The sequence below is a fragment of the Parasediminibacterium schistidii genome, assembly GCF_046546515.1.
GTDB lineage: Bacteria > Bacteroidota > Bacteroidia > Chitinophagales > Chitinophagaceae > Parasediminibacterium.
The window spans coordinates 57,971-78,502 of sequence record NZ_JBKHKJ010000019.1 but is presented as its reverse complement, the minus strand read 5'-3'; the positions used below and the strand labels follow the sequence as shown (position 1 = coordinate 78,502).

Genomic DNA, 20,532 nt, shown 5'->3' with positions numbered 1-20,532 from the left:
ATTTTAAATTGCTATTATGAAAAAACGGGTTTTACATTTTAAAATGAATAAAGATAAGGGCAGGCTATCGCTTGCAAAATGCCATTTGGTTTTGTTCTTGGCACTTATCTTATCAGTCATGCTTCCCAATTGTTCTTTTGCGCAAAATGGCAAAAGGACAATTACTGGTAAAGTAACTGTAGGTGCAGATGGCAAGATTATGTCTGGCGTGGCTGTTTTCATAAAAGGCAGTACCGTAAACACAATTACCAATGCTAGTGGGGCATATTCTATTACAGTAAATTCCGATAAAGATATATTGGTATTTTCTTATGTTGGTTATTATGCGCAAGAAGTTCCTGTAGGTAAAAGAACAACTATTGATTTAAAAATGGTTGAAGATGCATCTGCTAAATTGGATGATGTGGTAGTAATTGGCTACGGGAAAGCAAAGAAAAAAGATGTTACTGGAGCTATCTCGTCTATTAGTGGCGACGAACTTAGGAAAACTGCCCCTACTACTTTTGACCAAGCATTGCAAGGCAAGGTAGCTGGCGTAGTAGTGCAGCAGGTATCAGGCCAGCCGGGGGGTGGTGTTTCTGTGCAAATACGTGGGTTATCTTCTTTTAATGGCCTTCCACCATTGTATGTAATTGATGGCGTTTTTATGGCACCGCCTGCTATTGACGGGAGTGGCTCAAATCCATTAGCCAGCATTAATCCAGCAGAAATAGAAACAATAGACATATTGAAAGATGCTTCTGCTACCGCTATATATGGTTCTCAGGCTACTGGTGGCGTGGTGATAATTACTACAAGAAGGGGGCAATCTGGCGCACCAAGAATTAGTTATGATGGGTCTTATGGCACAAAGCAATTACCTAAGTATTACGATGTAATGAACCTGAGGCAATATGCACAGTTTAGGAACGATAGAGCACCGATTTTCAGGGAAGTACCAAACCCTGCATTTGTAAACCCCCAATATTTGGGCGATGGAACAAACTGGCAAAAAGTGCTTTTTAGGAAAGCACCTACCCAAAACCATACAATAAGCATAAGCGGAGGTGATGCACGTACACAGTTTGCGCTTTCGGGTAGTTATTATACTGAAGAGGGCATAGCTGTAGGGTCTGACTTCAAGCGCATATCCGTCCGGTTTAATTTAGATAATAAAGCAACTAATTGGTTAAAAGTAGGCAATAGCTTACAGTTGGCAAATATTGTTGAAAATGTAAATGCTGGCAATTCAAGTGCCATTTCCACAGCACTTTCTCAAACACCAGATGTAAGGGCAACAGCCGATGCAAACGGAAATTATACAGCTAATGACCCAAATGTATATGGGGCTTATTCTGTAAACCCCTATGCAATAGCATTGCTAAAAACAGATATTAAAAAGCGGAACCAAGCAATAGGCAACTTATATGCAGAAATAATGCTGTATAAAGATTTGACGCTACGCAATGAGGTTACGGGAAACCTTGAATTTAGCACACAAGACCAGTTTACGCCTACTTATAATATGGGTACTGTTAGGAATACTACTGCTTTTGCCAATTATACCACTGGACAAAATATAAATACCGTTGTGAGGAGTTACTTTACTTATAACCACTCGTTTAATAAAAATAATATAAATTTCAATGCAGTGCTTGGCCATGAAGCCAATTTGAATAAAAATTCCATCAATTCTGATTACAGGAGCAATTTCCCTTCAAATACTATCCATGCCATTAACAATGGCGACCAACAGACTGCCAGAAATAGTGGCGACCAAGGCCAACAGGCAGTAGAGTCTTATTTCGTTCGCATGAATGCCATCTATAAAAGCAAGTATATATTAACCTTTACTTTGCGTGATGATGGTTCGTCTAAATTTTATGTTGACAACCGCTGGGTGTTAACTTATTCAGGTGCTTTTGCTTGGAGGCTTAAAAATGAGCCTAGCTTAAGCAAATACCTTGGCTTGTTTAATGACCTGAAATATAGGATTGGTTATGGCTTAACAAACAATCAGAATATACCCAACAATAGTTTTACCACTATATTGGCAACGACTGCAACTGGGGTGTCTGGCAATGCGCAATTGATTACCAACTTAAAGAACCAAAAAGTGAGTTGGGAAACAACTAACTACTTCAACACAGGTTTTGATGGCACTATTTTGAACAATAAAATAGATTTTACGATTGATTATTATAATCGATTGACGAATAACCTATTATTAAGTTTGCCGCTGCCACAATTTTCTGGCACTACCCCTTCCGTGGTTTATTCTCCCGGAGCTATTGCCGCACCTATTGTAAATATTGGTTCTATGCGTAATTCTGGTTTTGATTTTACTATCAGTAGCAATATTTTAAAAACTGCGAAACTTAGTTTGAGGACAAACCTTACGCTTTCGCACAATGTAAATAAAGTAGTTTCACTAAACAATGGTGCTGCTGCTTTAATTTCTTATGGCACTAAAACAATTGTTGGCAGGTCTTTAGGCGAATTTTATGGGTATCAAACAGACGGTCTTTTTACAAAACCATCTGATTTTAAAAATGCAGCTTTGCCTGTAACGATTGATGCAAGTGGTACTGCAAACCCAATTCCAATTGCCCCAGGCACGGGTGGTGTATGGCTTGGTGATAGGAAGTTTAAGGATTTAGATACCAATGGCATTATCAATGAAAACGATCAAACATACCTAGGTTCCCCAAGACCTACTTACCAAATGGGTTTTAATAATACAGTTACATATAAAAATTTCGACTTTAACATATTTTTCATTTGCAACTTAGGCAATAAAGTATTAAATGAGTTGAACATATCAGGCACGAACCCAAATCAGAATTTTGGTTATTTCAGTAGTGTGCTAAACTATGCACAGGTAAAAATGATAGACCCTACTGGTTCTACTACAGATATTAATAATTTTTATGTGGTCAACCCTTCTACCAAAATCGTTAGGCTTTCATCTAGCAATGGAAATGATAACCAACGCCTCTCTAATCAGTATATTGAGAATGGTTCGTTTGTAAGATGCAAAACAATTTCTATAGGCTATCGGCTACCGCCAGCAATATTATCTAAAGCACACCTCAATGCATTTAGGGTGTATGCAAGTGTAAACAATGTATTTTTAATATCAAAATATAGTGGTTACGACCCAGAAGTTGGCTCTTACAACCCATTGTCTGAAGGTGTTGACAATGGCCGCTACCCTTCGCCAAGAACGGTAACATTTGGGGCTAACTTAACTTTTAAATAATAATAAAATTGCTCGATATGAAATTCATGAATAAAATATTTTTTGCTATTTGTATGCTCAGTTTATGTGGTGCTTGCAGCAAAGATTTTTTAAACCGCCCCCCACTTTCGCAAATTACAGGTGATAATTTTTACAAAACCTCCGATCAGATAAGGCTAGGTACTGCTTCCATGTATGCAGGGTCTATGTGGTTTAAATGGAATTCTTACCCCATGATAGGCTTAGGCGATATTATGGCTGGGAACCTACTAGCGCCGTATGGAGGCAATAGTGCCATACAGGTGGCTACTTTTACCACCAATAGTTCTAATACTATTTTGGCAGATGCATGGTCTGGCTTGTATGATGTTGTAGCACAAGCCAATGTAAATATTAGTGCTCTAAAAAATGTGCCAGATAGTGTGCCTTCTGCCAATGTAAACGCAGCTATTGGGGAGCTTCGTTTTTTTAGGGCATCTGCCTACTTTTATCTGGTGCAATTGTGGGGAGCAGTTCCTATAATAGAAGATAATTATAAATTGATAGCGAACCCTTTAGTGCCTAGGCATAAAAGAGAGGATGTGTATAAATTCATTATTAATGATTTAACTTTTGCTGCCCAAAACCTTCCTCCAGCCGATGCAAAAGGCCGTGTAACCTTGTGGTCTGCAGAAGGTATGCTGGCTAAAGTATATTTAACAAGGGCGGGGTTGAACCAAACAATTACGCGTACCCAATCAGATTTGGATAGTGCAGCATATTTTGCCGGGGACGTTTGCAACAATAGCGGATTATCGCTATTGCCTAGCTACTACAACTTGTTTAGGTCGCAGTACAACGATAACCAAGAGTCTTTATTTGCATTGCAATGGGTGCCTGGTGTAGGATATGGGGCTGGGAATTATTTTCAATCCAATTTTGCACCAAGCGGTGCTATTATCACAGGTACAGGCGGTTACGGTGCGGCCATTGGCCCAACAGTTGACTTGTATAACCAATACAGCAAAACAGATTCCGTGAGGCGAAAAGCTACTTTTATGCTCAAAGGGGATTATTACCCAGAATTGAATGCGGCAGGAGGTGGATATGTTGCGACAGCCAATGCCTGTGTTAAAAAACACATAATAGGCACAGCTGCAGACAACAATGCGCCAACCATGGATGGCCTTTCATCTATAGAACACAATACAATCTTGCGTTTGGCAGATGTGTACCTTGTATTGGCAGAAGCTATATTGGGCAATAATGCCTCTACTACCGACCCTACGGCATTACAATATTTTAATTTGGTAAGAACTAGAGCTGGGTTAAACCCATTAGCTGTACTTACCTCCGATAGCTTAATGAAAGAGAGGAGGGTGGAACTTGCTTTTGAAGGGCAATACTGGTTCGATCTGGTTAGGCTTTCGTACTATAACCCACAAGCAGCCATCAATTCTTTAAATGCCCAAAATAGGGTGCAATTTACTTATAACAATGGTGTTGTTACGCCCAACAAGCCTGACCCTCGTTTTACAAAGGCCAATGTAGGTACGTTTGTTATGCAAATACCCACCAATGAAGTTAACCAAGATTCAAAGTTGTTAGACCCACCTGTGTCTTATTATTAAATCTTTTTGGATTAAGGGGTTAAAAAAAGGCTTGTACACATTTAATAAAATGATTTTAAATATGAAAAAAATACTTTCTCTATACCTGCATTATCAGCTTTTTGTTTGTATGCTTTTGCTTTGCTTTGCTTATGCAGGTTGTAAAAAAGATGCTAATAGCCCGCCTGTTATTAGTTATGTACGGAATTATGTAGCATCACCTGGCGACACAATATTAAGCAAGGTATCTCCTGGCAATTGGGTAGTGATTATTGGCAAGGGGCTAAGTACTGCACAGGCCATTTATTTTGACGGTGTGCCAGCCCGTTTTAACCAAGCATTATTTTCCGATACAAGCGCAGTTGTATTAGTGCCTAGCCCCATTTACTTGCCAATTGTACCTGCTGATAAATTAAATACCATACAGTTTGTAACAAGTTATGGCTCTACAACTTTTTCTATATCTATTGGGGTGCCAGACCCTGTTTTAACCGGCATTTCCAATGAAAATGCAAACCCATTGGATTCAGTTGTAATAAGTGGGCTTAATTTAATAAATATCCGTAGTATAACTTTTGCTGGTATTCCTATTACTAGGTATTTGTATGCATTAAATGGCACTGGAATTAGGTTTAAGCTCCCTGCCAGCTTGCCACAAAGCGGGCCGTTGGTATTAGTAACACAAGCTGGCACTATTACCACTACCTACAATATGAACGATGTACAAACAGGCATGATTTGCAATTTTGATGACATAAACAGGTATAGCTATGGTGCTACAGCTATTACTAACAGTACTACCCTGTTCCCAGATGGCAGGGGCAGGTATGCAAGGATGAATTTTGCAAACCTTGGCCCTTACGATTTTTCTTGGTACAATGGTGGTAAATCAGTTAACCTAAATACTGCCTTATGTGTGCAGCCTGCGGATACACTAAGGCCTGTTGGCAGTTTTGCATTAAAATTTGAAATTAATGTAGCGCAAGGGTGGAGTACGGGCAGCCTTTTTATTCGTACCCTAGGAAATCAAACATACATAGCAAGGTATGCGCCATGGAGCCTTGCAACTGGGAATATTAATTATGTATCGAATGGGTGGACAACAGTTACCATTCCTTTTACTTCTTTTCTCACATCAGCAAACGGGGCGCAGGGTACTGGGAACCCTCCGACTAAGTTGACCGATTTATTAGATGCCAATTATCAAGGAGCAATAGGCATTATGTTTGAAAATAACAGTGGGCTGAATATATCAAGTTTCGATGCTGCCTTCGATAATATCAGGGTGGTAAGAATAAACTAATTTAATTATGAATTATAAATTATGAGTTATTTTACTCAGAACGTCATAAACGTATAACGTACAACTTAAAACGTATAAGTAATGAGCCATAATTATCTTAATATAATTCTAAGAAGGTTTTGTTCTTGCCCCTCTCTTTCGGAGAGGGGTTGGTGGTGAGGTCTTTAAAATAAAATAGTATTAACTTAATTAAGTCTACATACTTAACTCATAATTCATAACTTATAATTCATCATTCACAACCTTTTTTTTCACAAATTAAAAAAACAAATATGAAAACAGTTTCTACACTGATGAAAACAATTGCTGTTGCTGCAATTGTATTGCTTGCAAATATTTCTAATGCACAAAACCGCCGGGTAGATTCTGCCGCATTGGTGGCTTTGTACAATGCAACCGGGGGTGCATCTTGGACAAATCATACAAACTGGTTGACTGGGCCTATTGACGCTTGGTTTGGTGTTACTGTTGCCAATAGCAGGGTTACTGCTGTAAACCTTTCTAATAACAATTTGGCTGGCGGGCCTATTCCGCGTGGCATCGTTATAGACAGTGCCTTGCAAGTATTAGATTTGTCGAGCAATGCTATTACTGGTGCTTTTCCTGCTATTAGCGACACCAGCTTGCTTACGCTAAACTTAGCCAACAACCAGTTGGCAGGAGCTTTTAATGGCTATAATTATAGCATGGCCAACCTGCAAACCCTGAGTTTAAGCGGCAACCAGTTGAATGGCACAATAGCATCGGTTAGCAAGTTTAATAAACTGGTAACCCTAAATATTGCTAATAACCAATTTACTGGTACTATACCGTATTTTAGCGATACATTGCTTACAACCTTAAATTTAAGCAATAACCAGCTTACAGGTACTATCAACTATTGGGCACTCAAGAATTTGCAACACCTTGATTTAAGCAATAATCAACTAACTGGTGGTGGCGGCGCATTGGCTAGTTTTGCCAATATTGTTTCTATCAATGTTAGTGATAATCAATTTAGTGGCACAGCACCCTATTTTGGCGGAAAAGCATTTCTTGTTAGCTTAGATTTGAGCCACAATGCTTTCACAGGAAATATGCCCTATTTTACAAATGTTTCTTTGCAAACTGTTAATCTATCTTATAATCAATTCAGTGGTATAATAGGTTATTACAATACACCTGCTTTGGTTAATTTTTACGCAGATCATAACCAGTTAACGGGTGGAATTAATATGTACAAGCCCGCTACATTAAAAGTTTTGGCATTAAATGCTAACTTATTGGGAGGTACTATTACCAATAATTTTAATGGTATGGGTACTTTGTTATTAGATAGCAATAATTTCACTTTCAATGGCATACAAACATTGGCTGCAGATACCATTGCTACATTCACATACGGGCATCAGGATACTGTTTTGCCTTTGCACTATATAACCTATTCCCAAGATAAGTTGTCTGTTACTGCGGGTGGCAATGTTGCCAAACAAACCTTTAGTTGGTATAAAGATGGCCTTTTGATAGCTAAGATAATTGGTGATTCTACTTATAAGCCAACTGGCACAGGTATATACTATGTGCAGGTTACCGATTCTGTTGCCAAATTGCTTATGCTTACAAGTGCTTTGTACAATGTATCGGTTTTGCCTGTTACGTTCACTTCTTTCTCTGCTACATTAACAAGCAACAGCGGGGCTAACCTGAAATGGCAAACTACCACCGAAACCAACAATAAATATTTTGAAGTAGAGCGTAGCCTTGATGGTATCGTGTTTACAACCATTGGTACTGTGGCATCTATAAGCGGCACAAGTACTAGCGTTAAGGATTATGCTTATACCGATGATGTAACTTCTTTCACAGGTACAGTTTACTACCGTTTAAAACAAGTGGATGCAGACGGCAAAAGCCAATTCAGCAAGATAGTAACGGTAATAGTTAGTAAGTTGAGCAGGGCTGCTGTTAGTGTATATCCTAACCCAGTAAAAACAGTTGCCACCATAAAAATCAGCAGTTTACAAGCCCGCCAAGTATCAGTAAGGGTTGTAAATACTAATGGTGCAGTGGTGTACCACATTGGCAAAGCAAACTTGCAACAAGGTGATAACACTATCCCTGTAAACTTGTCTGCTTTTGCATCTGGCACATACACGATAGAAATAGCTGGCACAAGCGATAAAAGCATTGATTACAAAAAGATAATAAAATACTAGAGGGAGTGATTAAACCCCGGCAATGTTCCCATTGCTGGGGCCTCTTTTATCAAGATATACAAATAATTAAGTGGTGTATAAAAGTTTTCGCTTTGCCCCTCGCCTTTGGAGAGGGGTTGGGGTGAGGTTTAATTAGAATAATAAAAATACCATGGCTTCATTTTTAGTTCGTATTTTATCAGTAATACTATTTGTTGGTTTGTTAGCATCAGCAACACATGCACAAACAACCTACAAATGGGGAAATGTGGCATTTGGGGGCGGTGGGTTTGTAAGTGGCTTGCTTACTTGCAAATACAAGCAGAACCTGATATACGCCCGCACCGATGTGGGCGGGGCTTACCGTTGGAACGACACAACAAGTACTTGGGTGCCGCTGTTGGATTGGTGCAATACAAATCAAACAAGTTACCAAGGGGTAGAGTCTTTTGCTATTGACCCAAGTGCGCCTAATAAATTATACATGCTGGTAGGTACCAGTTATTTTAATGGTGGCAGCACTGCCATCCTTAGATCTAATAATTACGGGGCTACTTTTTCTATTACAAACGTTACCAACCAGTTTAAAGCAAGTGGCAATGGTGGGGGAAGGAATAATGGTGAAAAATTGCAGGTAGATCCCAATAATGGCAATGTATTGTTTTGCGGCACTAGGCGCAATGGGCTATTTAAAAGCACCAATGCGGGCGTAAGCTGGGCACAAGTTGCTTCATTGGGTACTATTGTTACCCCCAATGATAATGGTATTTCATGGGTAGTTATGGATTCTTCAAGTGGTTTAAAAGGCTTTGCCACACCTACAATTTTCGTAGGCATTTCGGACACAGGAACTAATGTTTACAGGAGCGATGATGGGGGGACTTCATTTAACCCCATAGTGGGAGCCACTACTACTTTAATGCCCCAAAGGGCAGTCTTGGCAAGCGACCACAATTTATATATTACTTATGCCGATAAGGAAGGCCCATCCAATGCATCTATTGGCCAAATATGGAAATACAATACACAAACAGGCGTATGGACGAATGTAACACCAACTGGTGTTACTTATCCATTTAGTGGGATAAGTGTAGATCCAAACAACCCGTTAAAAATAATTGCCTCTACCATTAACACTTACCAGATACAGTATGGCAATACCCGGGGGGATAGATTTTACCTTACCACGGATGGTGGGACTACATGGCGGGATTTGATAGGCAATGGCATACGGATGAATACAAATGGTTGCCCATGGTTTGCCAGTGCCTCTATCCATTGGGCAGGTAGTATAGAATTTGACCCTTTCAACACTAATAAAGCATGGGTAATTTCAGGAAATGGATTGTTTTATTGCAACAGCCTTAGTTCAGCCACCAATACATGGTATTTTGGTGCAAGAGGGATAGAGGAAACCGTGCCGCAGGACATTGCAAGTATCCCCAACGGGCCACTTTTTACTGCAATTGGAGATTATGACGGGTTTAAGAATACAGACCCTACCTTATACGGCACAAGGTTTAGCCCTACAATGGGCAGCAACAATGGGGTAGTTTATGCAGGATTGAATCCGCAGAAATTATTGCGGGTAGGCAACAGTATCTACTACACCAACAATCAAGGCACAACATGGACAAAAACAGCTACCGCTATGGGGACTGGCAACAATATTGCCCTATCGGCCGATGGCAGCATATTCATGCACTGCCCCGATAGGGCAACCGCTACCTATTGGTCTACCAATAATGGAACAAACTGGACGGCATCTACTGGCATTGCAGCATCGCAGCCCGTGGCAGATCCTGTAAACCCTAAAAGGTTTTATGCTTATAATAGCGGAGATGGCAATATGTACACAAGCATAGATGGCGGCGTAAGTTTTACGGTTGCAGGCACGCCCGGCAAAGGCGGCAACACCTTAATAAGGACAGCCCCTTACAAGCAAGGGCATCTTTGGCTTGCCATGAACAATGGCGGCCTCATGCGTTCTATTGATTCGGGGGCTAATTATATCAAAATACCGGGGGTAACTGTTTGTGGCTCGGTAGGGCTGGGCAAGGCAGATACTAGTTCAGCAGCTAACTACTACGCCATTTATATATGGGGTACAGTTAGTGGTGTTACAGGCGTTTTTCGTTCTACTAATCTTGGCACAACATGGACTAGGGTCAATGACAATGCCCACCAATACGGCGGCACTGGCAATGGGCAGTTTGTAGCAGGCGATTTTAATGTTTTTGGGCGTGTATATATGAGCACAGTAGGCAGGGGAGTGCCTTATGCAGATTTGGTAACCACTTTGCCTGTGCAACTGGTGTACTTTTCAGGGACCTTGAACCAGCAGGGGCAGACATTATTAAAATGGCAAACTGGCACCGAAACAAACAATAATTATTTTGACATAGAAAAAAGCACTGATGGAACTGTATTTAGTACAGTAGGCACTGTTGCCAGTAAAAATATAGTAGGCAGTGGTGCAGGGTTTACATATAACTATACTGACATTGGCAATAACACAGGTACAATCTATTATCGATTGAAGCAAGTAGACAAAGAGGGGGCATACACTTATAGCAATGTAATAAAGCTATCTAGCAATACTGCTAGTGAAGAAACAATAAAAATATATCCTAACCCTGCAATAGATGGCAATATCAACTTGCAGTTACAATTAAAAACAGCAAAGAATATTAATATCAGTATAACAAATATGAATGGGAAGACGGTTTATCAACGCCCCTCCATCTATTTGCCATTAGGAACGAGTTCTATTAAGATCACGGATGCCGATAATTTACCCAAAGGTGTTTATATCGTACAAGTAATAGCAGGAAATGATAAAACAATTGTAGGGACAAGTAAGTTGGTGATAGAATAATATACTCTAAATTAAATAATCTTTAAAAATCAACTGCTTGCTTTTGTCGGCAATTGGCACCCTCTCCTTCGGAGAGGGCGGGGGGTGAGGTCTCTTCAAAAAGTGAAAAATATTAATTTACAATCTATAAAGAAGTTATAAGCAATAAATTGAAATTTATATAGTAGTAAATCACCCATAAATAGTGGGACATATTGTCATAAAGCTTCGGTAAGGGTGTAACGGACAACAAACGGAGGTGAAACGGAGGAGAAACGGAGCTAAGCAAAAAATAAAGCGTCCTTTAAAATGTGTCATAATGGCAAAAATTGCATAAAAAGATTAAATATAAATTAAAAAGCAAAGTAAGGCAATGCAAGCAAAGTCAAAAGCTTTCAAATCAATTCCCTCCAACTTTAGCTGTAGATAAATTAAAATAATTCAAATTAGAATGGGTAATAGAAAATATGTAGGCGTGATTTTCCTTTTGGTATTGGGTTGTTTAACTGCAACTGCGCAGGAGAATGCCAGGACGAAAATAAATTTTGATAAAGGCTGGAAGTTTTACTTGGGCGAGGCAGCGGAAGCAAAAAATCCTTCTTTCGATGATGCCAATTGGCGTAACCTAAACCTCCCACACGACTGGAGCATAGAAATGCCTTTCGATTCTGCCAGTCCTACGGGCATTGGTGGTGGTGCATTGAGGGGTGGCTTGGGTTGGTATCGTAAGACTTTTAACTTGTCTGCTACACAAAAAGGCAAACATTTCTTTATAGATTTCGATGGGGTGTACAGGAATAGCGAAGTTTGGGTAAATGGTAATTATCTGGGCTTGCGTCCAAATGGTTATATCTCCTTTGAATATGATATTACCCCTTACTTGAAATTTGGAGCAGAGAAAAATGTAATTGCTGTAAAAGTTGACAATTCAAAACAACCTAATTCACGTTGGTACTCCGGCTCTGGCATTTACCGAAATGTATGGCTGGTAAGTACCAATGATGTAATTGTAAACCATTGGGGTACTTTTGTTACTACCCCAAAGGTAATGAAGCAATCAGCTACCGTAAACATCAAAACAACTTTTAATAATTTATCGGGCACCAAGCAAGATGTTACTGCAACCACAATTCTTTACAATGCAGCTGGGGTAGAAGTAGCTAAAAAAGTTACAAGCCCGTTCTCACTTGAAAAAACAAAGGAAACAGAAGAGGTATTCACCGTAACCAACCCTGTTCTATGGACTATCAATGCCCCTTATTTGTACAAGGCAAAAACAACTATTACAAGCAAAGGCAAAGTACAGGATGAATATGAAACTGTATTTGGTATCCGCTACTTTTCGTTCGATGTAAACAAAGGCTTTTCATTGAACGGCAAGCCAATGAAAATTAATGGCGTGTGCGACCACCATGATTTGGGCTGCCTCGGCACGGCTGTAAACTACCGGGCATTGCAACGCCAATTGGAAATATTGAAAGCAATGGGCTGCAACGGCATACGCACTTCGCACAACCCACCTGCACCTGAGTTATTTGAGCTGACAGACAAAATGGGCTTTATTGTAATGGACGAGGCATTCGATATGTGGCAGAAAGAAAAGAACCCTTACGACTATCATTTGGATTGGAAGGAGTGGCATGTGAAAGACTTGCAAGATCAATTGCTGCGCGACAGGAACCACCCATCTGTTTTTATGTGGAGCATTGGCAACGAGGTTAGCGAGCAATGGGACAAGAACGACCCATTAGGCACAAAGATTTGCAAGGAACTGGTGGGCATCGTTAAACAATTTGACACAACAAGATATACCGTGTCTGCCCTAAGCGACCCTAAACCCTATAACCCTTTGGTAAAAGCCAATGCGTTGGATTTAATTGGGTTCAATTATGAGCATAAGTTATACGCCACTTTCCATGATAGCTTCCCCGGCAAGCCATTCTTGGGTTCGGAAACCGTATCGGCATTGGAAACTCGTGGCCAATACGATTTGATACCTTCCGATTCTATCCGCCGCTGGCCTTCAAGGTGGGACGAGGTATTTAAAGGCGGCAATGCCGACCATACTGTTTCCGCTTATGATCAGGTGTCTGCCCCATGGGGTAGCACGCACGAGGAAACATGGAAATTAATCAAGAAGTCCCCTTATTTGTCAGGCCAGTATATCTGGACCGGTTTTGATTATATTGGAGAACCTACACCTTATCTCTGGCCATCCCGCAGTAGCTATTTTGGCATCATCGATTTGGCAGGTTTCCCAAAAGACGTGTACTATATGTACCAAAGCGAATGGACAAATAAACCCGTATTGCACATACTGCCGCATTGGAACTGGAAAGAAGGCAACACGGTAGATGTATGGGCTTATTATAACAATGCCGATGAAGTAGAGCTATACCTGAATGGCAAATCATTAGGCATCAGAAAAAAAACAGGCAACGATTTGCATGTGATGTGGCGGGTTGCTTACCAAACAGGCACATTAAAAGCGGTATCTCGTAAAGGCGGTAAAATAGTATTGACCAAGGAAATAAAAACGGCTGGCAAACCTGCTAAAATAGTGTTGGTGGCAGACAGGCAAAACATCAAAGCCGATGGCAATGATTTATCTTTTATCACAGCCAAAGTGTTAGATGCCGATGGCAATATAGTGCCAGATGCAGCTAATTTAATTGAGTTTACTACCAAAGGTGCAGGCAACGTAATAGCTACGGACAATGGCTTGCAAACCAGTTTAGAGCCTTTCCAATCAAACAAGCACCAGGCTTTTAATGGCTTATGCTTGGCTGTTGTGCAATCAACAGAAAAAGAAGGGCAGGTGGTTGTTACCGCAGTCGCAAAGGGTTTACAATCGGCAAGTATTACTTTAACCACTAAGAAATAAGCTGCTTGTGTATAAACAAACCTTTTTTATGTTGCTGTTATATTTAGTCCCGACTTTGTCCTGCAAGCCTTATGCACAAAGTACACAGGACTTTTTTTTCAATGATAAAAAACCTAAAAAAGCAATTGTACCTGCATCAGAAAAAATAAAAAATACCATAACTGCTCCTGCAACGGTAGTTATCACAATCAATACAAAAGATACCATTGCAACTGTATCAAAGTATTTGTTTGGGAACAATACCAACCCTTACATGACGCAAATTGTAACAGAAGATAAGCTGATGCAGCAATTACAGGCATTGTCGCCTAATATATTGCGATTCCCTGGAGGCAATATCAGCAATGTTTATTTTTGGGATGCCCTTCCTGATCATGTGCCTGCCGATATGCCAGCAACAATCATGTATAGCGATATGCGCAAACCCAACAAGCAGCAGGTTTGGGTGGGTAGAAATGATAACCCCAATACTATTTCATTGGATAATTATTATAAGCTATTGCTCAAAACCCACAGTACGGGTACTATCTGCGTGAATGCAGCTTATGCCCGCTATGGCACGGGCATTAACCCTATTGCCACCGCTGCACACTATGCTGCAGATTGGGTGCGTTATGACAAGGGCAGGACAAAGTTTTGGGAAGTAGGCAATGAAGACTATGGCACTTGGCAGGCTGGCTATAAGATAGATACTACCCAAAACAAAGACGGGCAGCCCGAAATAACCAATGGTGCTTTGTATGGCAAAATATTCAAAGCTTTTAGCGATTCCATGCACAGAGCGGCAGGGGAAATAGGCACTACAATACATGTTGGGGCTACCTTGATAGAAGAACCTAAGGACAAGCCCTACAACACGTCTGTGGACAGGGATTGGAACAAAGGTTTCTTTGCTTCTGCAGGGGATGCTGCCGATTTTTTTGTGATACATAGCTATTATACCCCTTACACAAAAAATTCTAGTTCTACAGAGATATTAGCTACTGCAACAACGGTTACCTCTCAGATGGTAGCGTATTTGAAGGCGGTTGCCAATGAAAACAACAGGCTGCTAAAGCCCATTGCCCTAACCGAATGGAACATATTTGCCGAAGGCTCTAAACAGCAAACTTCTTTTATCAATGGTATGCATGCTGCTATCGTGCTGGGCGAAATGGCAAAGCACCATTACAGCATGGCTTGCAGGTGGGATTTAGCCAATGGCTATTCCAATGGAAATGACCACGGCATGTTCAACAAAGGGGATGAGCCCGGTATGCCAAAATGGAGCGCAAGGCCCGTTTATTATTATATGTACTATTTCCAACGTTTTTTTGGCGATAAAATGCTGGCTGCTACATCTACCGATGATAATGTATTAAGCTATGCTTCCACCTTTAGCGATGGCAAAAAAGGGTTGGTTATTGTAAACAAAGACACAACAGAAAAGATTGTCAGCATACATCTTGGCCATCCAAAAAAGAAAGGGAAATATTATGGCTATACATTAACGGGTGGTGATGATAATGGTGCATTTTCCCAAAAAGTATTGATCAATGGTGTTGCACCTACATTGCCCGCTGGCGGGCCAGAAGATTTTGAAAATATTAAAGCACGGTCATCGGGTTTTAAAAATGAAATAAAGTTGGTGATGCCCCCAAGGTCGGTGGAGTATCTTTTGGTACAGTAAGAGGCATACCCCTTCGGTTGCCCATCCCCTTCATTTTGAATTAGACACTTTGACAAACAAAGAAAAAACGGTAATGACAATTAATAAATTACTCATGGTTTGCCACTTGTAGAGACATTGCATGCAAGCTCTCTACTTCTGAATATCGGCACGCTATAGTAACGAAGGAGAAATCTTACCGAAGGTGGTAATAACTATTTGCTGTTAGGCTTCTATTAATTTGAAAGCGCATGTCGATTTTCGATGAGATTTCTCCTTCGTCGAAATGACGGTTAGCATAGGGCTAAGGGTTGGCAACCCAACTATAAACCGAATAGCAGCGGAAAAATGTTATGCACCCGTGGTAGGAGTATCTAATAAATAACAAACCCTACTTTAATAAAGCGTTTACAAACCATCAATATTATGAGGTATTTTAAAAAGAGTATAACCCTATTGGCAGTCATTGCCTCGTCAGTTATAACAAACCAACTATCAGCCCAAATAAAAGGGGCAGGTGATGTATTATTGAATGGGCAGTGGCAAATGGGTTTTGCAAGGAACTATACCAGCACCGTTGCCGTGCCGGGCATTGCAACAGACCCCACCAAGATGAACAATGATGAATTGTGGTATAAGCGTGAAATAAAACTGCCAGAAGGCAACTGGGCAGTCGCTACCTTGGAATTGAAAGGCGCACGTTTTCAGCCAACCGTATATATCAATGGCGATATAATGGGCAAGCAGGAGGGGGGCATGGCGCCAATTTTCTTTATCCTACACCACGATGCGATAAAACCCGGCAATACCATTACAATGGAAATTTCTCTCGCATCTTTAAAAAACATGCATCCTACGGATGCTTCCTACATCCCCGGTTCCGATCATTGGCGTACCAACGTGGGTTCTAGTTTGTGGGACGATGTGGTGCTGCATCTGCACGGTGCGGTAAGCATTAACCGCATCATACCTTTTAACGATTTGCAAAACAAAAAAGCAAACATCCAGTTCGACTTGGATGATGCCACAGGTTTTAAAGGCAAAGCCACTGTTGAAATAACAGATGCCAAAGGCAAACTCTTACTTGCCAAAACAAAAGCTGTTGCTGGCAAGCATGATAATGTTGAATTTTCAACGGAAGGAAAAATAAAAAACTGGTCGCCAGATGAACCCAACCTGTACCATTTAAAATTATCCATCATAGATGATAAAGGCAAACTGGCCGATCAATCTACCATTGCTTACGGATTTAAAAGCCTTGAAATAAAAGACAAACAGTTTTACCTGAATGGGCAGCATTTTGTAGCCAAAGGCCCCACGGTTGTATGGCACCGATGGATGCGGGCAAAAGAAGGCAGGGAATTGGGGTATGATACCACTTGGTTTGTGAAAAATATTATACAACGTACCAAAGACTTAGGCGGCAACTACCTGCGTTACCATTTAGGGCTTCCCCCCGAAAGGCTACTGGATTTGTGCGACCATTATGGCTTAGCGGTGCAATTTGAGTGGAGCTTTTTCCACGGTATGCCCGCAACAAAAGAAAGCCTGTTGATACAATACAAAAGCTGGTTGAACCTAGCCATGAGGCATCCATGCGTTTCCTTCATCCATCCATATAATGAAACGGGAGGGGAGCAGTTGAAAACGGCATGGACTGCATTGGATGAATTGTTGTTGGCTTACCCGCCTTTAGTTTTGGAAGACAGGGATGTAATTCATGTACATAAATATTGGTGGAGCTTGTTTGAAAACTTGGGTTTGTATTACGACAATGCCAATATATTCCCCAAAGTGATTATGGCAGATGAGTTTGGCGGCGATTATTTGGATCAAAAAGGCAATGTGGGTTCGTACCCCGCTTCTAAAGAAACATATTTACGTTTCCTAGGCCGCACGCATACGCCTGAACATAACCTTGCTTTCCAAGCAGAAGCCAATGGAAAAATAGCAGAGTACTGGAGGCGCATAGGTGCGGCAGGTTTTTCGCCATTTTGTGCACTTGCCAGCGATGAAGATGGTAATAACTGGTTTTTGGGGCCTTTGAAAGAAGGCAAACCCAAACCTGTTTGGGATGCGCTTGCCGTGGCATTCTCCCCACAAGCGGCAAGCCTGGAATTATGGGACAGGGATTTTGTGCCAAGCCAGCAGGTAACAGTGCCTGTGTATGTGTTTAATGATTACAGCATAGGGGCTGACTTGTCCGTTAAAGTAACCATTGAGGATAAGGCTGGTAAAATAGTATCATCTAAGGATTTTACGGTAAAAGTAGCGGGGCAAAGCAAATTAATAGAGCAAGTTAGCCTGTCAATGCCTACTGATATTGGCGATTATACCATGAAAGCCGAATTGCTAAACAAACCTTTGGCTGTAAAATACCCTGTAGTTTCTGCTTGGGATTTCCGTGTGTTGAAAGCAAATGTGCCTGCAACTGTGCAGCAACTGAAAGTGGGCGTGCCTGATAATGAAACCGAACTAAAAGATTTTTTAAAAGAGAACAACATAGCGGCTGTTGATTTCAATGATGCTTCGGCTAATGTACTCCTCACTTCCCTAAAAACATGGAACAAGTTGGCTAAGGGCGATAGTAAATTGTCTGACAAACTACAATCTGCCATCAATGAAGGCAAGTCGGTAGTGATGCTGGATATTGGCGACAGGCAGCTTGGGCAAGGTTATCCTGACAAGCCGGGCAATTTGGGGCCTTTACAGGGAGTGATGCGGCTTACCAATCCTGGAAGCAATACCTACAACTTGTTTGGGGGTATCAGTTTAACCTTTACAGAAACTGCAGAGCCTGAAAGCCATATTCATCCAGACAGGGCAAACAGGGAACTATGGGGCAATAGGCCCGATAATTATGCTTGGTTGTGGAATGGGTATAGGGGCGGCTTGATAGTGCCAGCGGCAGACATGGCGTTTTCTGGTTTGAGTTCAAAAGCCTTTGTTGCACAATGGAAAGCACATGGGGCAGACGAGCAGAAAATAACCAATGGTGCTTATTATGCATATGAATTACAAGGCTTCTACGCTTTTTCCGATAGCCAGAACGATAAGGTTACGGAAATGAAGCTAAAAGAAAAGGTGTACAATTTAGTACAAGACGCACCTGCATTGGCCAATTCTATCAACCCGAATTCGCCAGTAACCGTTACGGACTTGAATAAAGGATATAAAGATGCAGCAAAAGGTATAGCCGAGAATTTGGTACCATTGGCCAACTGTGCCAAGAACCTTACCCAAACGCCAATAGCATTGGTAAGTTTTGGACAGGGCAAAGGCTCGCTAATCGTATCTCAATTATTAACAGCAGGAAGGCTTGCCAAAGGCTATGGCCAACCGGGTTTGTATGGGATACGATACGATGAAACCACCGTGCAATATGTGCTGAACATGATAGCATTGGCAGCAAAAAAATAGTCGTAAGTGGAAAGACATAAGTTGTAAGTCGTAAGTCATCAGTTGCGAGTAGTGGGTTTGTCTTAAACCCTGAAATGGTTAAACAAAAGTAGCCACGGGTGAAACCCGTGGTAGGCTGCATGTAGGGGCAACCCTTGCTGTTGCCCTATTACATCCTTTTTGACTTTACGGTTCTTGACAAGGGTTGCCAACCTTAAAAAGGTTGGCAACCCTTAATCTTATTATTTCCTTCTTCTTTCTTTGTGCCCCCCTTTGTGTCTTCCTGCTTTTATAGCAAAAAAAACAAACTATGAAAAAATTAATCCTTCTACTGCCAGTACTGGCTATTTCAGTATTTAGCTATGCGCAAAAACAAAAGAAAACCGCTAGCAAATATAACAACATGGCTTTCATCCATTCCAAAAACCAAAGCTTTATGATGGGGTGGACAAAAGAGGAGGGAGGCACAGAATGGTCCTGCTTTATCGGCAAACACAAAGTAACGTTTACCTATAACCTGTACATGGATAGCACGCTAGTAATACAAGCAGATTACCAGCAGTTGATGGGCGTAAACCCGTCTGCTCATCAGGTGGGCAATTTGAAAATGCCAGTGGAAAAAGTATCTTGGTATGATGCAGTGCTGTATTGCAACGCACGCAGCAAAAGGGACAAGTTGGATACGGTTTATACCTATACCTCCATTGTAAAAAAAGATACATCTGTAACGGCACTTACGGATATACAATATGACATCCATAAAAATGGCTACCGCCTGCCCACCAATTCGGAGTATGAGTTTATAGAAAGGGCAGGCAAGCAAGGCAATTATTTTTTGCGGACACTACCCAAAATATAGATTCTATTGGCAACCAATACGCTTGGTCTAGGATGAACTCTGGGTTTTTAACCCATGAAGTAGCCCTTAAAAAGATGCACCCTTTGGGGCTATATGACTTAATAGGCAATGTGTTTGAATGGTGCAGCGACTGGGAAGGCCCGTACCCATCCGAGCCACAAATAGACCCCATTGGCGTTGCCGATGGCAAAACAGAATGCGGCAACCACTGGGTAGGCAGCGAAAAAAAGATGGCAAAAGGCGGCTCCTACCGTACCGATATAAAACTGCACATGCGCATCAGCTACCATTACAAATGGCCGCCAACCACTACTTCGCCAGAAGTGGGTTTTAGGTGCGTGGCTAGTAAGTTGTAAGTCGTAAGTCATAAGTGATAAGTCATCAGTCGTGAATTTGTTCCAAACCCTATCCAAAGGGAGAGGGGGCAAGAACAAACGAGGGAATAAGAAGAACTAAGCGAAGATTTGGAATGGCTTATTTTCTGCTTTTAAGTGATTTATTTTTTTTGCTATTTCTCCTTTTTGCCTATAACTCATTGATATTCAGTTGTTTGTATTTTTTAAGCCTCATTTTTTATTATAATTTAAGTGAATTTTTTG

10 protein-coding genes are annotated in these 20,532 nt (G+C 41.1%); all 10 read left to right on the top strand.

The window, feature by feature from the left end; translation table 11 throughout:
- The first annotated feature begins 43 nt into the window (after nt 1-43).
- The 10 genes from ACHFIY_RS12085 to ACHFIY_RS19360 all read left to right on the top strand — a co-directional run bounded on the left by ACHFIY_RS12085 (nt 44) and on the right by ACHFIY_RS19360 (nt 20,289).
- A complete protein-coding gene (locus ACHFIY_RS12085) occupies nt 44-3,241 on the top strand; it encodes a SusC/RagA family TonB-linked outer membrane protein (protein ID WP_410846356.1) in 3,198 nt (1,065 codons plus the stop codon).
- A 17-nt stretch (nt 3,242-3,258) separates the two neighbouring features.
- Nucleotides 3,259-4,830, top strand: a complete 1,572-nt coding sequence (locus tag ACHFIY_RS12080; RefSeq protein WP_410846355.1) for a RagB/SusD family nutrient uptake outer membrane protein — start codon at nt 3,259-3,261, stop codon at nt 4,828-4,830.
- A gap of 61 nt (nt 4,831-4,891) precedes the next feature.
- Nucleotides 4,892-6,112 (top strand): glycan-binding surface protein, encoded by a 1,221-nt coding sequence (locus tag ACHFIY_RS12075; protein WP_410846354.1) that lies wholly within the window; start codon nt 4,892-4,894, stop codon nt 6,110-6,112.
- A 272-nt stretch (nt 6,113-6,384) separates the two neighbouring features.
- Complete coding sequence (locus ACHFIY_RS12070) at nt 6,385-8,307, top strand: T9SS type A sorting domain-containing protein (protein ID WP_410846353.1); 1,923 nt, start codon at nt 6,385-6,387, stop codon at nt 8,305-8,307.
- Between the two features lie 151 nt (nt 8,308-8,458).
- The gene (locus tag ACHFIY_RS12065) at nt 8,459-11,164 is read left to right on the top strand and encodes a T9SS type A sorting domain-containing protein (RefSeq protein ID WP_410846352.1); all 2,706 of its coding nucleotides are present in this window, start codon (nt 8,459-8,461) and stop codon (nt 11,162-11,164) included.
- A gap of 430 nt (nt 11,165-11,594) precedes the next feature.
- On the top strand, nt 11,595-14,027 hold the full coding sequence (gene galB, locus ACHFIY_RS12060; RefSeq protein ID WP_410846351.1) for a beta-galactosidase GalB: 2,433 nt from the start codon (nt 11,595-11,597) through the stop codon (nt 14,025-14,027).
- 28 nt (nt 14,028-14,055) lie between these two features.
- The gene (locus tag ACHFIY_RS12055; RefSeq protein ID WP_410846350.1) at nt 14,056-15,696 is read left to right on the top strand and encodes an alpha-L-arabinofuranosidase; all 1,641 of its coding nucleotides are present in this window, start codon (nt 14,056-14,058) and stop codon (nt 15,694-15,696) included.
- 405 nt (nt 15,697-16,101) lie between these two features.
- Nucleotides 16,102-19,095, top strand: coding sequence for a glycoside hydrolase family 2 protein (locus ACHFIY_RS12050; protein ID WP_410846349.1), 2,994 nt, complete (start codon nt 16,102-16,104; stop codon nt 19,093-19,095).
- Between the two features lie 289 nt (nt 19,096-19,384).
- Nucleotides 19,385-19,933 carry a formylglycine-generating enzyme family protein gene (locus ACHFIY_RS19365; protein WP_489685643.1) on the top strand — a complete coding sequence of 183 codons (549 nt, stop codon included), beginning with the start codon at nt 19,385-19,387 and terminating at the stop codon, nt 19,931-19,933.
- A 32-nt stretch (nt 19,934-19,965) separates the two neighbouring features.
- Nucleotides 19,966-20,289 carry a formylglycine-generating enzyme family protein gene (locus ACHFIY_RS19360; protein ID WP_489685642.1) on the top strand — a complete coding sequence of 108 codons (324 nt, stop codon included), beginning with the start codon at nt 19,966-19,968 and terminating at the stop codon, nt 20,287-20,289.
- The last annotated feature ends 243 nt before the right edge of the window (nt 20,290-20,532 follow it).